Here is a 14,930-nt window from a genome sequence, read left to right as displayed (position 1 = left end):
GGACTTCGCACGCTCGGCGCCAACCTACCCTCAGGGAACATCACTGATGCAACTGGCCTTCGTCCTCTACAAGTACTTCCCGTTTGGCGGCTTACAGCGCGACTTCATGCGCATCGCCCTGGAGTGCCAGTCCCGTGGCCACGCCATCCGCGTCTACACGCCGATCTGGGAAGGCGACAACCCGGGCGGCTTCGACGTGCGCGTGGCGCCGGTCAGGGCGCTGTTCAACCACCGCCGCAACGAGAAGTTCAGCGCCTGGCTGCAGGCCGATCTGAAACGCGACCCGGTCGACCGGGTTATCGGCTTCAACAAGATGCCGGGCCTGGACGTCTACTACGCCGCCGACGGCTGCTTCGAGGACAAGGCACAGACCCTGCGCAACCCGCTCTACCGGCGCTGGGGGCGCTACAGGCACTTCGCCGACTACGAGCGTGCGGTGTTCGCGCCGGAGTCCAGGACCGAGATCCTGATGATCTCCGAGGTGCAGCAGCCGCTGTTCGTCAAGCACTACAAGACCCCGCTGCAGCGCTTCCACCTGCTGCCGCCGGGCATTGCCCAGGATCGTCGTGCGCCGGCCAATGCCGCCGAGATCCGCGCCGAGTTCCGCCGCGAGTTCGAGCTGGCCGACGACGAGCTGCTGCTGGTGCAGATCGGCTCCGGCTTCAAGACCAAGGGCCTGGATCGCAGCCTCAAGGCGCTGGCCTCGCTGCCGCGCGAGCTGAGGCAGCGCACCCGTCTGATCGCCATTGGCCAGGACGACCCCAAGCCCTTCCTGCTGCAGATCAAGGCGCTGGGCCTGTCCGATCGGGTGCAGATCCTCAAGGGCCGCAGCGATATCCCGCGCTTTCTGCTCGGCGCCGACCTGCTGATCCACCCGGCGTACAACGAGAACACCGGCACCGTGCTGCTGGAGGCGCTGGTGTCCGGCCTGCCGGTGCTGGTCAGCGACGTCTGCGGCTACGCCCACTACATCGCCGACGCCGACTGCGGCCGCGTGCTACCCAGCCCGTTCCGCCAGGAGCAGCTCAACCAGACCCTCGCCGACATGCTCGCCGACCCCGAGCGCCGCGCGTTCTGGGGGCGCAACGGCCTGGCCTACGCCGACAGCGCCGACCTGTACTCCATGCCGCAGAAGGCCGCCGACGTGATCCTGGCGGAGCGCCGCGCGTGAAGCTGATCCTCGCCGAGCCGTTCAAGCGCCTGTGGGCCGGGCAGGACGCCTTCGCCGCGGTCGAGGCGCTGCAGGGGCAGGTCTACCGCGAGCTGGAAGGGCGCCGCACGCTGCGCACCGAGGTCGAGGGACGCGGCTATTTCGTCAAGATCCACCGCGGCGTCGGCTGGGGCGAGATCGCCAAGAACCTGCTCAGCGCCAAGGCCCCGGTGCTCGGCGCCGGCCAGGAGTGGCGGGCGATCCAGCGTCTGACCGAGGCCGGCGTGGCGACCATGACCGCGGTGGCCTACGGCGAGCGCGGCGCCAACCCGGCCAGGCAGCACTCCTTCATCGTCACCGAGGAGCTGGCGCCGACCGTCGACCTGGAGCAGTTCAGCCTGCACTGGCGCGAGCGGCCGCCGGCGCCGCAGCTGAAATGGGCGCTGATCCGCGAGGTGGCGCAGATGACCGGCACCATGCACCGCGCCGGGGTCAATCACCGCGACTGCTATATCTGCCACTTCCTGCTGCATACCGACCGGCCGCCGACGGCCGACGCCCTGCGCCTGTCGCTGATCGACCTGCACCGTGCCCAGGTGCGCGTCGCCACGCCACGGCGCTGGCGCGACAAGGACCTGGCCGGGCTGTATTTCTCCGCCCTGGACATCGGCCTGACCCGCCGCGACAAGCTGCGTTTCCTGCGCGGCTACTTCCAACGGCCGCTGCGTCAGGTGCTGCAGGAGGAGGCGCGCCTGCTCGCCTGGCTGGAAGGCAAGGCGCAGCGCCTGCGCGGCCGCTATGAGCGCAAGTACGCATCGGGGGCCGGGCAATGAGCGAATGGCGCCTGGCGGACGACCTGCCCGCCGCCCTGGCCGTGGAGTTCGCCAGCCTGCAGGCGGTGTTCGCCCTCGAAGGCGAGCGTCTGACCAGGGATCCGCTGTCCGAGGTGATCCGCCTCGAGCGCGGCGGCGTGCGCTACTACGTCAAGCGCTACTGGGGCGCCGGCAAGGGCTTGCGCCGCTTCGTCGGCCGGCCGCGGGTCAAGGCCGAGTGGCAGAACCTCAAGCACTTCGCCAAGTGGGGCATCCCCACCGCGCCCATCGTCGCCCATGGCCTGGAACGCAAGGCCGGCGCCTTCGTCCGCGGCGCGTTGATCACCCGCGAGCTGGAAGGCACCCTGGACCTGGCGGCGCTGGCCCATGCCCAGGATGCGCGCTTGCGCGACCCGGCCTGGGTCGACGGCATCAGTCGGCAACTGGCCCGCGCCACCCGCCTGATGCACGATCACCACTTCACCCACAACGACCTGAAGTGGCGCAACCTGCTGGTCAATCAGGCCGGCGAGCTGTTCTTCATCGACTGCCCCACCGGCAGTTTCTGGTGGGGGCCGCTGCTGCGCTATCGCATCGTCAAGGACCTGGCCTGCCTGGACAAGGTGGCCAAGTACCAGCTGTCGCGCACCCAGCGACTGCGTTTCTACCTGCAGTATCGTGGCCGCACGCGGCTGACGCCCGGCGACAAGCGGCGTCTGCGGCAGATACTGGCGTTTTTCGAGGGCAGGGAATGAAGGACTTTATCGCCGCGCAGGAACGCGCCTTGTTGGAGCAGCACGGCCTGGCCAGTTTCGAGGCATTGTGGGCGCTCAGGCTGGAGGCGGTGGACGAGCCCAACACCGAGCGCGGCGGCTGGAGCAGCGTCTATCGGCTGGAGCTGGGCGACTCGGCGTTCTACCTCAAGCGGCAGAGCAACCACCTGAGGCGCAGCCTGCGCCAGCCGTTCGGCGAGCCCACCTTCGCCCGCGAGTTCCGCAATATCCGCCGCTATGGCGAACTGGGCATCCCCGCGCTGCAGGCGGTGTTCTTCGCCCAGCGCCGTGCGCCCGGCGAGCAGCGCGCGGTGCTGCTGACCCGCGCCCTGGACGGCTGGCAGGACCTGGAGCAGTGGCTGGCGCGCTGGCCCGAGCTGGCCCGCTGCCTGCACCAGGCCGGCCAGGTGCACGGCTGCTTCTACCCCAAACACATCTTCCTGCGCGAGGGCGCGCAGGGCTTCGCCGCGCAGCTGATCGACCTGGAGAAGACCCGCCCGCTGCTGCTCGGCCGGCGCGACCGGATCAAGGACCTCGAGCCGCTGCTGCGCCGTGCCAGCGCCTGGGGCGAGGCGGAGATGCGCAAGCTGCTGGCCGCCTACCTGGGCGGCGAGGCCGGCCTCGAACGCTGGTTCGCCCGCCTGGGCGCCCGTCGCCTGCACAAGGAATCGCGCTGATGCGGCTCGAGCAACTGGCCGGCAGCGGCCGTGCACCGATCCTGCCGCTGAACCTGACGCTGGCGGGCGACGAGCTGCGTGTCGAGCGCTGGCTGCGGGTGCTGCCGGGGCAGCGTTACGTCGGCCTGGCGCAGTGGCGAGGGCGGGCGGTGCTGGCCAAGTTGCTGGTCGGCGGCAAGGCCGAGCGGCATTTTCGCCGCGAGCTGGATGGCGCCCGGCTGCTGGCCGAGCAGGCCTTGCTCACCCCCGAGCTGCTGGCCGAGGGCTTTGTCCAGGGCCAGGGCGGCTGGCTGCTGTTCGACTACCTCGATGGCGCACGCAGCCTCTGGGATGCCTGGCGCGAGGTGGCCGGCGAGGCGCCGCTGTCCGTCGCCCAGCAGGCGGTGCTGGGCGAGGCCCTGACGGCCATCGCGCAGATGCACGGCAAGGGCCTGTGGCAGGCCGACCTGCACCTGGACAACCTGCTGCGGCATGACGGTCGCCTGTATCTGATCGACGGTGGCGGCGTCCGGGGCGAGACCCCGGGGCAACCGTTGTCGCGAGCCAGGGTGCTGGAGAACCTCGGGGTGTTCTTCGCCCAGCTGCCGGCCGAGCTTGCGCCCTTCACCGAGGAGCTGCTGATCCACTACCTGCTGGCCAACGGCGAGCACGCGCTGCCACTGGAGGCGCTGCTCAAGGAAGTGGAAAAAGTGCGACGCTGGCGCCTGCGCGACTACCTGCGCAAGGTCGGTCGCGACTGCAGCCTGTTCGCCGCGAAGGTCGGTGCCTTCGGCCTGCGCGTGGTGCGCCGCGAGTGCGCCGCCGAGCTGCAGCCCCTGCTCGACGCCCCGGATGCCGTGCTGGCGGACGGCCAGGCGCTCAAGCGCGGCGGCAGCGCCACCGTCGCGCGCATCGAGCTGGGCGGCCGCGCCCTGGTGGTCAAGCGCTACAACCTCAAGGGGCTGGGGCACTGGCTGCGGCGCTTCTGGCGGCCCAGCCGGGCCTGGCACAGCTGGCGCGAAGGCCATCGCCTGGAACTGCTCGGCATCGCCACGCCGCGCCCGCTGGCAGTGCTGGAACGACGCTGGTGCTGGCTGCGCGGGCGCGCCTACCTGATTACCGAATATTGCGGCGGGCAGGATATAATCGCGCGTTTTCAGGCGCATCTGCAGGGATCGCCCCCGGAAAACGAGCTGCTGGCGCTGGATCGCCTGTTCGCCGCCTTGTTGCGCGAGCGCATCAGCCACGGTGATTTCAAGGGGCACAACCTGTTCTGGGACGATGAGCGCGGCGCCTGGTCGCTGATCGACCTGGACGCCATGCAGCAGCACCGCAGTGCGCGCGGTTTCGCCCGGGCCTACGCCCGCGACCGTGCCCGATTTTTGCGCAACTGGCCGGCGGACTGCGCCTTGCACCAGTTGCTCGACCAACGTTTACCGCAGGTGCCCGGCACCTGCCCGAATTAGAGGCTTAAACCTGTGGCACTGACCATTCTCGGCCTGTCCGGCGCCCTCAGTCACGATCCGTCCGCCGCGCTGTACATCGACGGCAAGCTGATCGCGGCGGTGGAAGAGGAGCGCTTCGTGCGCGACAAGCACGCGAAGAACCGCATGCCCTACGAATCGGCCAAGTTCTGCCTGGAACAAGCCGGGATCAAGCCGTCCGACGTTGACGTGGTGGCGATTCCCTTCGCCCCCATCAGCATCTTCGAGAAGGCCCGCTGGCAGTACGCCAAGCGCTACGCCTACGCACCTGATCGCGCCCTCGATGCGATCCTGTTCGGCAACCGTCGTTACCATCGCTACAAGAAGCGCATCGAGTGGTGCCTGGTGCAGCTGGGCTTCGACCTGAAGAAGGTGAAGATCGAACCGGTCGAACACCACCTGGCCCACGCCTCCAGCGCCTACCACTGCTCGGGCTTCAAGGAGAAGACCGCGATCCTTGGCATCGACGGCAAGGGCGAGTACGCCACCACCTTCTTCGGCTGGGGCGAGAACGGCAAGATCCACAAGATCAAGGAGTTCTTTGACCCGGATTCGCTCGGTGGCCTGTACGGCGCGATCACCGAGTTCCTCGGCTTCGAGATGCTCGACGGCGAGTTCAAGGTCATGGGCATGGCGCCCTATGGTGACGCCGCCAAGTACGACTTCTCGCGCCTGGCCAAGTTCGAGAACGGCGAGCTGATCATCAACACCGAGTACGCCAACGTCATCGGTTTCCGTCGCTACAAGGAAAACGGCAAGGGCTACTACTTCTCGCCCAAGCTGATCGAGTGGCTGGGCCCCAAACGCCAGGGCGACATCGCCGACGACCCCTACATCCATTACGCGGCCAGCATGCAGGCGCTGTTCGAGAAGCTGGCGCTGCAGATGATGGAGTACTACCTCGGCGACATCCTCAAGGAAACCGGCAAGATCGCCTTCGCCGGCGGCTGCGCGCTGAACGTCAAGCTGAACCAGAAGATCATCGCCCGCGACGACGTCAAGGAACTGTTCGTCCAGCCGGCCTCCGGCGATGCCGGCACCGCGGTCGGCGCCGCCGCCTACGTTTCGCACCAGCGCGGCGTGCCGGTGGAGAAGATGGAGCACGTCTACCTCGGCCCGGCCTACTCCAACGAGGACGTGATCGCCGCCTGCGCGCGGCATCCGAGCAAGCCGGTATTCAAGCAGATCGACAACGTGCCCGAGCGCATCGCCAGGATCATGGTCGACGGCAACCCGGTGGCCTGGTTCCAGGGCCGTATGGAGTTCGGTCCGCGCGCCCTCGGCGGCCGCTCCATCATCGGCTGCCCGAGCGTGCCGGGGGTGGCCGACCGCATCAACGAACAGATCAAGTTCCGCGAGCGCTGGCGCCCCTTCTGCCCGTCGATGCTCGACACCGTCGCGCCGCAGATGCTCAAGGTCGACCATCCGAGCCCGTTCATGACCTTCACCTTCGAGGTCAACGAGGGCTGGAAGGAGCGCGTCGGCGAAGTGGTGCACGAGGACGGCACCTCGCGCGCCCAGGTGCTCAAGCGCGAGTACAACCCGCGCTGGTACGACCTGATGCTGCAGCTGGAGCAGCTCACCGGCAACGGCGTGTCGCTGAACACCTCGCTCAACCGCCGCGGCGAGCCGATGATCTGCTCGCCGACCGACGCGTTGAACATGTTCTACGGCTCGGACCTGCAGTACCTGATCATGGAAGACGTCTTGGTGGTCAAGGATGGCAAGGACTGGTACGACAATGTCGGCTGAGCCGCTGCTTAGCGTCGTCATCCCCAGTTACAACTATGCCGGCGTGCTGTCGCGCGCCGTCGACTCGGTGCTGTCCCAGGCCACCCCCGAGGTCGAACTCTGGGTGGTGGACGATGGCTCCAGCGACGACACGCCGGCGCTGTTCGCCAGCCTGAGCCAGCGCCATGGCGCCGCCTTTCAGGGCGTGCGCCAGGACAACGCCGGCCCCTCCGCGGCCCGCAACAAGGGCGTGCAACTGGCGCGGGGGCGCCATGTGCTGCTGCTCGACGCCGACGACGAGCTAGCGCCCGGGGTACTGCCTGGCCTCTGCGAACGCCTGCGCGCCCAGCCCGAGGTGGACCTGTGGCTGGCCGGGCATGTGGCGGTGCAGCCCGATGGCCGCGAGCGCGAGCATCCTGCCAGTGCCGTTCCCGCCGATGTCTTGCCGCGCTTGCGGGGCTACCTGCTGGACAAGCGCATCGCCCTCAGTCACGGCGCCTGCCTGTTCCGCCGCGAGTTGCTGCTGCAGCGGCCGTACCCCGAGCACCTGCGGCACAGCGAGGACATCCCGGTGTTCGCCTACTGCCTGAGCCAGCCTCGGGTGGCGGTGCTCGACCTGATGCTGGCGCGCATCCACAAGCATCCCGACAGCCTGCGGCATAACGCCGAGGCGGCACGCCGCGTCGGCCTGGCCCTGGTGGACGAGGTCTTCCGTCAGCTGCCGGCCGACCTGCAAGCGCTCAAGCCCGCCTACCGCGCCCAGCGTTGCCTGTCGCTGTTTCGCACCTGCTTGTTGGCCGGCGACCGCGAGCAGGCGCGCGGCTACTACCGCGAGGCGCTGCGCACGGATTGGCGGGTGGCGTTGAAGTGGTCCTACACCCGCAAGGCCATCCGTCTGTGGTTGAGCCGAACCCCATGAAGGTGCTGGCGCTCAGCAGTGCGGGGCGCGAGCCGGATCTGTCCTGCGTCCATGAACGGCTCGGGCAACTGGTCGACCTCGACTTGCGCATCCTCGGCAAGGACGAGCAACGCGACCTGCGCCGCTATCTGCGCGGCCTCGATCTGGGGCGTTATGACCGCGTGTTGCTGGACCTGCACTTCAAGAACATCCGCCGCCAGACCGCCTTCTTGCGGCAGATCCCCGGGCTGTTGATCTACGAGGAAGACGCCTGCCAGAACTACCTGGCCGCTTCCCGTTGGCGCGGGCGCTTCAGTCGCTTCTACCGCGCCCTGCCCAACGCCCGCATCGTGGTGACCGGCGCCAGCGTCGCCGAACGCCTGCGCGGCGAGGGGTTCAACGTGCATTTTCTCGCCAAGGGCTACGATCCGCGCACCATCTACTGCGAGGGGCGCGCGCGGGATATCGAGCTGGGTTTCGTCGGGCGTACCGCCAGCGCCGCTTACGGCGAGCGCAAGGAACTGCTGGAGCGGCTGGCGGCGCAAGAGCCGCTGCAGCTGCTGCGCACCGCGCCGGGACAGCCCTATCGCGAGATGCTCAACCGCATCCGCTACTTCGTCAGCGCCGATGTCGGGCTCGGCGAGTACATGGCCAAGAACTTCGAGGCGATGGCCTGCGGCTGCGTGCTCCTGGCCTGGCGCCAGGGTAGCGAGGAGGCGGCCATCGGCCTGCAGGATGGCGTCCACCTGCTGTTGTATTCCGACCTCGACGAGTTGCGCGGGCACCTCGCCGAGCTGCGTGGCGATCCGGTGCGGGCCGAGGCGATCGCCGAGCAGGGACGCCGCTTCGTCGAGGCGCATATGAGCCATGTGCACCTGGCCGAGCACCTGTTCGACGTGTTGCAGCAAGCCTGGCCCGAGGCGGGCAAAGTCTCCGCCTGGCAGGCCTTGCGCGCGCGCTTCAATTTCTTTTGAGTAGCCACCATGACGTCCACGAGTGATTCCTCGCAGCCGCTGGTCAGCGTGATCATCGCCTCATACAACCATGCCCCCTATATCCAGGCGAGCATCGAGAGCGTGCTGCAGCAGAGCTACCCGAACATCGAGCTGCTGGTGGTGGACGACGGCTCCCGCGACGACAGCGTGGCGCGCATCGAGGCGCTGCAGAAGGTGCATGGCTTCGACTTTCGCGTGCAGGCCAACAAGGGCCTCTCGCGCACCCTGAACGAGACCATCGAGCGGGCCAGGGGCAGCCTGATCGCCCCCTTCGGCTCTGACGACATCATGTTGCCGCAGCGTATCGCCACCCAGGTGGCCTATATGGCCGACAAGCCCGAAGTGGGCATTTGCGCCGGCGCTATCCAGACCATCGACGCCGATGGCAGGCCCGGCGCCAAGCCGCGCGCGCTGCCGCTGCGGCGGCTGGACTTCGAGGATGTGTTCATGGACCGCAAGCCGGGCGCGCCGGCGCCCACCTTGCTGTTCCGTCGTGAGGCGCTGGAGCGGGTCGGCGGCTTCGAGCCCGAGGTGCGTCTCGAGGACCTGATGATCGAGCTGAAGATCACCCATGCCGGCTACTTCATCGATATTCTCGGCGAGCCCCTGGCGCTCTACCGGGTGCATGACAGCAACACCTACAAGAACTACCGCTTCATGGTCGACAACGTGCTGAAGACCTATGCCCGTTTCAGCGACCACCCGGCCTACCCGGAGGTCTGCGCACGTTTTCGCAACTCGATGCTGCTCAAGTGCGCACGCAGCGACCGCGCCCTGGCCTGGGCCCTGTTGCGCGAGATTCCGCCGCGCTTCTGGCGCTGGAAAACGCTGCGTGGCCTGGCGCGGATGCTCCATGGTCGCGGCTGACGTGGGGTCGGGAGGGGCGCCGAAGGTTTCGGTGGTCATTCCGAGCTACAACTACGCGCGCTTTCTGGGGCAGACGATTGCCAGTCTGCAGGCGCAATCCTGGGCGGACTGGGAAGCCATAATCGTCGACGACGGCTCGACGGACGACACGGAAAAAGTCGCGGCGCAACTGCTGGGTGAGGATTCGAGGATCGTCTACGTCCGCCAGCCGAACGGCGGCACCTCGGCGGCCAAAAATACCGGAATCCGCCATGCCCGCGGCGAGTACCTGCTGTTCCTCGACGCCGACGACCTGCTCACGGCGAACAAGCTGGCAGCTCATGTCGAGCATTTCCAGAACAGCCCGCATGTCGATATTTCTTACTCGCGCTTCCGCTATTTCCTGGATGGCGATGAGAACCGCCTGTTCACCAAGCTCGATCTCTCCTCGGAGCAGGAGTGGGCGGTGGCGATCAATGGCCGATACGATGTCGCGCTCCCGGTGTTCCTCAGGGGCAACAACATGGCCATTCACGCGGCGATGGTGCGCAGGTCTCTGGTTGATCGAGTCGGCGACTTCGACACCGAGATGCGTGCGCTCGAGGATTGGGATTACTGGTTGCGCTGCATCCTGCGCGGCGCCCACCTGGCATTTCTGGACGATCCGCAGGTGCTGGCGCTGACCCGGGTCCATAAAGGCAGCGCCACCCAGACGCTGGATTTTTCCGACTACAAGCGCAGGGTCTACGAAAGGGTTCGCCAGGAGGCGCAGGGGCTGCGCGGAGAAGGCGACGAGCGCTTGCAGGTGCTGCTCGATAAGGAGCTGCAACGCCTGGCACGGCGGGAGCGCAAGCGCCTGCTCAAGGCTCAGCGCAAGGCGCTGCAGGCGCGCATCCGCGGCGCGGGGTTGCTGGATTTTCGTGAGTTGTCGCTTATCGCCGAGCAGTTCGGCCGAATGAATTGCCTCGCGGCGTATCTGCGGGTGTTGCTCAAGTACTTGTCTGTATGGCGGTGATGTTTGTTTTCCATGAGTAGAGAGCGTCTGGGCATCTGGCTTGCCTGGTTGACCACCCTCGGTCTGGCTTGCTTCCTGTGCGGGCCGTGGCTGTTGCCCAGCAATTCCTATTACCACCGGCTGATCATCCTGTTGCTCTGGGTGCCGGCGTTCGTTCATTTTCTGGTCCTGAGAAAGCAGTACCCGCCAGTCCCTGGCACGTTCGTCTGGCTGTATCTGGCGCTGTCCGTCTGGTACTGGCTCGTCGTGGCGCTGACGCTCGAAGGGCAGGATGACCTTCGCGAACTCAAGTTGCCCTTCTATATAGCTTTCAGCCTGCTGGGCGTCGTGCTCTGTGCCCTGCACCTGAAGGCGCGCTTTGCCGACTTCCTGCTGCTGTGCGGCCTGCTCGGAGGGTTGGGGGCTGGCTGGTCGTGGATCGACTTCTACTGGATCGACGGCCACCGCTATGGCGAGCGGGTGGTGTCGATGGGGCTTTGGCGGGTGGTGATTCCGGCCGCGCAAGCCTGCGGCGCGCTGGTGATCCTGACCGCCATGCTGGGGCTGGCGGGCAGGCGCACGCCGTGGAAACTGGGTGCGGTGCTGCTGGCCTTGGCCTGCTATGGCCTGTTCCTGTATTTCAACCAGAGCCGCTGGGTCTGGCTCTGTCTGGCGATGGCCTTCGTCGGCGCCAGTGTCCTCTCGCGCAACCGCACCGTGTATGCGATGGCCCTGGTCTCCATCGTACTGCTCGCCGTCGTGCTATGGCTCAAGCCCACTTTCCTGCTGAGTCGGGGCTTGTCGTACCGGCCCGAGCTCTGGTGGGAGGGTTTCAACCTGCTGCTCTCGAACTGGGAGCATGGCTTGGGTTTCAAGGAGTACTGGGTCAAGGCCGCTACGCTGAAGTTCAGTTCCCGCCACCCGCATAACATGTTCCTCGACGTCGGCATTCGTTTCGGTCTGCTGGGCTTGCTGCTGTGGGCGGGGCTCTGGCTCTGGGCCGGATGGCGGGCGTTCAGGGCGCGTCAAACGGCTCTCGGCAGTGCGCTCGTGACCCTGTGGTTGTACTCGGGACTGGTGGTGCTGACGGACGGTACGGCGCCTTGGGTGAAGCCGGCGCCCATCTGGTTCGTGACCTGGCTGCCCATCGCGCTGGCGCTGGCGATCGACCTGCGGGCCAGGTCGGCCGAGCAGTCACCGGCGCCTTAGCGCCATCAACCTTTGGTGTCGGCTGCGAGCTGTTGCCCGTAGGCCTGCAGCAGGCGCTGCCAGGGGAAGTCTTCGATGTGGTTGCGCCGCAGGTAGCCTCTGAGGTGTTCCAGGTTGCGTCGCGCCAGTCGGCTGCTCAGCGGCCCGCGCTTGAAGCGCATGTCCAGAAAGTCGATCAGGCCGAAGCCGCCATCGGGCAACTGCAGGATGTTGCCCAGATGCAGCGAGCGGAAGTAGATGCCGCGCCGGTGCAGGTCGTGGATGAATTCGGCCAGGGCCGGCAGCAGCGCATCGAACTCCTGGCGTTGCTGGCGGTACAGCTGGTCCAGCGAGCGCCCGGGCAGGGGCGAATAGAGGCAGGCGCTGACGGCCTGGTCGCGGTCGAGCCACAGGCATTCGCTGATCTCGGGGGCCGCGATCTGGCAGCCACTCAGGCGCTCGGCGTTGCTGGCGAAGCGCTGCGCCGCGGGACGTAGGCGGGCAAACCACAGGCGACGGCGCGGCCGGAAGATCTTCAGCAGGCGTCCATCCGGTTGGCGCAGCACCTTGGGCCCGCGGCCGTCCTGCTCCAGCACCGCGCCCTGTTCGAGCCACTGCTGTAATTCGTTCGCTGGTACAATCCGCATCAATTTTCTCTGATTATCTAAAGGGATCGAGAGTGGCCAATTCTAACCGGCAATCGGATCTTCTGGTTTATCTGCGGTTGCTGCGCTATGTCAGGCCCTACTTGGGGTTCTTCCTGCTCAGTATTCTGGGTTTTCTGATCTTCGCCTCGACCCAGCCCATGCTGGGTTACATCCTCAAGTACTTCGTCGACGGTCTGTCGAATCCCGAGGCCAGCTTTTTCGCCAGCGTCCCCTACCTGTCGGAGATTCCCTTCCTCGCCCACTTGAAGCTGCTGCAGACGGTGCCGCTGCTGATCGTGCTGATCGCGCTGTGGCAGGGCATCGGTTCCTACCTGGGCAACTATTTCCTGGCCAAGGTCTCCCTGGGGCTGGTGCATGACCTGCGCGTGGAGCTGTTCGACAAGTTGCTGGTGCTGCCCAACCGCTACTTCGACAACCACAACTCCGGGCATCTGATCTCGCGCATCACCTTCAACGTGACCATGGTCACCGGCGCGGCCACCGACGCGATCAAGGTGGTGATCCGCGAAGGCATGACGGTGGTGTTCCTGTTCACCACCCTGCTGCTGATGAACTGGAAGCTGACCCTGGTGATGCTGGCGATCCTGCCGGTGATCGGCCTGATGGTCAGCAGCGCCAGCAAGAAATTTCGCAAGCAGAGCAAGAAGATCCAGGTGGCCATGGGCGACGTCACTCACGTCGCCTCCGAGACCATCCAGGGTTATCGCGTGGTGCGCAGCTTCGGTGGCGAGCCCTACGAGTCGCAGCGCTTTCGCTTCGCCTCCAGCGACAACACCCGCAAGCAGTTGCGCATGACCAAGACCGGTGCCATCTACACGCCGATGCTGCAACTGGTGATCTACAGCGCCATGGCGGTGCTGATGTTCCTGGTGCTGTTCATGCGCGGCGATGCCTCGGCCGGCGATCTGGTGGCCTACATCACCCTGGCCGGCCTGCTGCCCAAGCCGATCCGTCAGCTTTCGGAGGTCAGCTCGACCATCCAGAAGGGCCTGGCCGGCGCCGAGAGCATCTTTCAGCAGCTCGACGAGGCGCCCGAGGTGGATCGCGGCAGTGTCGAGCGCGAGCGGGTCGGTGGCCGTCTCGAGGTGCGCAACCTGAGCTTCAGCTATCCCGGCAGCGAAAAGGCCGTGCTCGTCGACGTCAGTTTCACGGCCGAGCCGGGACAGATGATCGCCCTGGTCGGGCGCTCCGGCAGCGGCAAGTCGACCCTGGCCAACCTGATTCCGCGCTTCTACCACCATGAGCAGGGGCAGATCCTCCTCGACGGGGTCGATGTCGAGGACTACAGCCTGCGCAACCTGCGCCGGCATATCGCTCTGGTGACCCAGCACGTCACCCTGTTCAACGACACGGTGCGCAACAACATCGCCTATGGCGACCTGGCCGGGGCGCCGCTGGAGGCGGTCAAGCAGGCCGCCGCCGATGCCTACGCCGCCGAGTTCATCGAGAAGATGCCGCAGGGCTACGACACCCTGGTCGGCGAGAACGGCGTGCTGCTTTCCGGCGGCCAGCGCCAGCGCCTGGCCATCGCCCGCGCCTTGCTCAAGGACGCGCCGCTGCTGGTGCTCGACGAGGCCACCTCGGCACTCGACACCGAGTCCGAGCGGCATATCCAGGCCGCGCTGGATAAGGTGATGCAGGGCCGCACCACCCTGGTGATCGCCCACCGCCTGTCCACCATCGAGAAGGCCGACCTGATCCTGGTGATGGACCAGGGGCAGATCGTCGAGCGCGGCAGCCACGCGGAGCTGCTGGCGCGCAATGGCTACTATGCGCGCCTGCACGCCCGTCAGTTCGAGGAGGGGGGCGAGGTCGTCGCCGAACAGGACGCCTGATGCTCAACCATTTGCGCAGCTGGCGCGAGCGCGGTTGGACGCCCATCGATGCGGCCGGCTATGCCGAGACCTGGGCCCGTTTCGGCGGCAGCGTCATCACCCAGCCGCAGGTCGTCGCCCGCCTGGCCGGGCTGGCGGGCGTGCCGGTGCGCTACCTCGGGCATTGCGTTGACGGCGAGCTCAGGGCGGCGATCCCCACCTGGGGGCGGCACCTGGCGTTGTCGCGGCGAGTGTTGAAGCGCCGGGGGCTGCGCAATCTCTTCGACCTGGGCAATGCCGAGGTGATCCTGCCGGTCGCGCCGAACGCGGGGGTGCCGTTGCGGCATGAGGTCGCCTACCTTTCCGAGTTGAACCGGCATGGCTTCAGTGGCCTGCGGCCGCAGCAGGAGCAGCTGGCCATGGCGCGGGCGCCGGAGGAGTGGTCGAAGAAGTTTCGTTACAACCAGCGGCGCGAATTGCGCCTGTTCGAGGAGGCGGGCGGCGTGGTGCGGGCGGTGGCGGAGTTCACCCCCGCCGAGCTGGCGGCCATCTACGGCGAGCTGTTCGAGCGCCGCTGGGGCTTCGAGGTGCCGGGCAAGCCGAGGCTGGCCGAGGTCTTCGGCCTGATGCGGGAATTCCTCCAGGGATCGCTGTTGATGCTGGACGGTTTTCCGGTGGCCGTTCAGGTGCTGTACAGGGCCGAATCGGCAGACTGGATCAGCTACGAGTACATCAATGGCGGTGTCGACCCTCGGGCTCAGCACCTCAGTCCCGGCAGCGTCCTCAGCTTCATCAACACCCAGGCTGCCTGGGCGGACGCGCGGGCGCGGGGCAAGGTATTGCGTTACTCGTTCGGGCGGGCCGATCGGGACTACAAGGATCGTTGGTGCAACAGGGTTGCCACCTTTAGGGTGTGAGTGA

General features: G+C 66.8%; 14 protein-coding genes. 13 read left to right on the top strand and 1 reads right to left on the bottom strand.

The genetic code is table 11. The features are described from left to right. The first annotated feature begins 46 nt into the window (after positions 1–46). From EA796_RS15170 to EA796_RS15120, 11 genes are read left to right on the top strand one after another with little or no spacing between them, the layout of a single operon-like run. Positions 47–1,171 carry a glycosyltransferase family 4 protein gene (locus tag EA796_RS15170; protein WP_122109201.1) on the top strand — a complete coding sequence of 375 codons (1,125 nt, stop codon included), beginning with the start codon at positions 47–49 and terminating at the stop codon, positions 1,169–1,171. After that, positions 1,168–1,983, top strand: coding sequence for a lipopolysaccharide core heptose(I) kinase RfaP (gene rfaP / locus EA796_RS15165; RefSeq protein ID WP_122109200.1), 816 nt, complete (start codon positions 1,168–1,170; stop codon positions 1,981–1,983). Before EA796_RS15170 ends, rfaP begins: the two co-directional genes overlap by 4 nt. Continuing rightward, a complete protein-coding gene (locus EA796_RS15160) occupies positions 1,980–2,717 on the top strand; it encodes a lipopolysaccharide kinase InaA family protein (protein ID WP_122109199.1) in 738 nt (245 codons plus the stop codon). The genes rfaP and EA796_RS15160 overlap by 4 nt, the downstream gene beginning before the upstream one ends. Beyond that, a complete protein-coding gene (locus EA796_RS15155) occupies positions 2,714–3,412 on the top strand; it encodes a lipopolysaccharide kinase InaA family protein (RefSeq protein ID WP_122109198.1) in 699 nt (232 codons plus the stop codon). Before EA796_RS15160 ends, EA796_RS15155 begins: the two co-directional genes overlap by 4 nt. Then, positions 3,412–4,857, top strand: coding sequence for a lipopolysaccharide kinase InaA family protein (locus tag EA796_RS15150; protein WP_122109197.1), 1,446 nt, complete (start codon positions 3,412–3,414; stop codon positions 4,855–4,857). Before EA796_RS15155 ends, EA796_RS15150 begins: the two co-directional genes overlap by 1 nt. Before the next feature lie 12 nt (positions 4,858–4,869). After that, positions 4,870–6,627 (top strand): carbamoyltransferase, encoded by a 1,758-nt coding sequence (locus EA796_RS15145; protein ID WP_122109196.1) that lies wholly within the window; start codon positions 4,870–4,872, stop codon positions 6,625–6,627. Then, positions 6,617–7,525 (top strand): glycosyltransferase family 2 protein, encoded by a 909-nt coding sequence (locus tag EA796_RS15140; RefSeq protein WP_122109195.1) that lies wholly within the window; start codon positions 6,617–6,619, stop codon positions 7,523–7,525. Before EA796_RS15145 ends, EA796_RS15140 begins: the two co-directional genes overlap by 11 nt. Then, positions 7,522–8,478: a glycosyltransferase gene (locus EA796_RS15135; RefSeq protein WP_122109194.1), complete on the top strand. Its 957-nt coding sequence runs from the start codon at positions 7,522–7,524 to the stop codon at positions 8,476–8,478. Before EA796_RS15140 ends, EA796_RS15135 begins: the two co-directional genes overlap by 4 nt. A 9-nt stretch (positions 8,479–8,487) precedes the next feature. Continuing rightward, positions 8,488–9,366, top strand: a complete 879-nt coding sequence (locus EA796_RS15130; RefSeq protein ID WP_021441872.1) for a glycosyltransferase family A protein — start codon at positions 8,488–8,490, stop codon at positions 9,364–9,366. Continuing rightward, positions 9,353–10,360, top strand: a complete 1,008-nt coding sequence (locus EA796_RS15125) for a glycosyltransferase (RefSeq protein ID WP_122109193.1) — start codon at positions 9,353–9,355, stop codon at positions 10,358–10,360. Before EA796_RS15130 ends, EA796_RS15125 begins: the two co-directional genes overlap by 14 nt. Positions 10,361–10,372: 12 nt before the next feature. Beyond that, a complete protein-coding gene (locus EA796_RS15120) occupies positions 10,373–11,548 on the top strand; it encodes an O-antigen ligase family protein (protein WP_256679217.1) in 1,176 nt (391 codons plus the stop codon). A gap of 5 nt (positions 11,549–11,553) precedes the next feature. Here the strand turns inward: EA796_RS15120 and EA796_RS15115 are convergent, their stop codons facing one another. Continuing rightward, positions 11,554–12,174: a lipopolysaccharide kinase InaA family protein gene (locus EA796_RS15115; protein ID WP_122109192.1), complete on the bottom strand. Its 621-nt coding sequence runs from the start codon at positions 12,172–12,174 to the stop codon at positions 11,554–11,556. A gap of 32 nt (positions 12,175–12,206) precedes the next feature. Between EA796_RS15115 and msbA the strand changes: the two genes are divergently transcribed. Further along, entirely contained in the window at positions 12,207–14,030 is a 1,824-nt protein-coding gene (msbA, locus tag EA796_RS15110; RefSeq protein WP_122109191.1) for a lipid A export permease/ATP-binding protein MsbA, read from the top strand. After that, complete coding sequence (locus EA796_RS15105) at positions 14,030–14,926, top strand: GNAT family N-acetyltransferase (RefSeq protein ID WP_122109190.1); 897 nt, start codon at positions 14,030–14,032, stop codon at positions 14,924–14,926. The genes msbA and EA796_RS15105 overlap by 1 nt, the downstream gene beginning before the upstream one ends. Positions 14,927–14,930 lie beyond the last annotated feature (4 nt).

The organism is Pseudomonas sp. AOB-7, from assembly GCF_003696305.1.
Classification (GTDB): domain Bacteria; phylum Pseudomonadota; class Gammaproteobacteria; order Pseudomonadales; family Pseudomonadaceae; genus Aquipseudomonas.
Note: the sequence above shows the minus strand (reverse complement) of the source record. Positions and strands in the feature narration are given on the sequence as shown.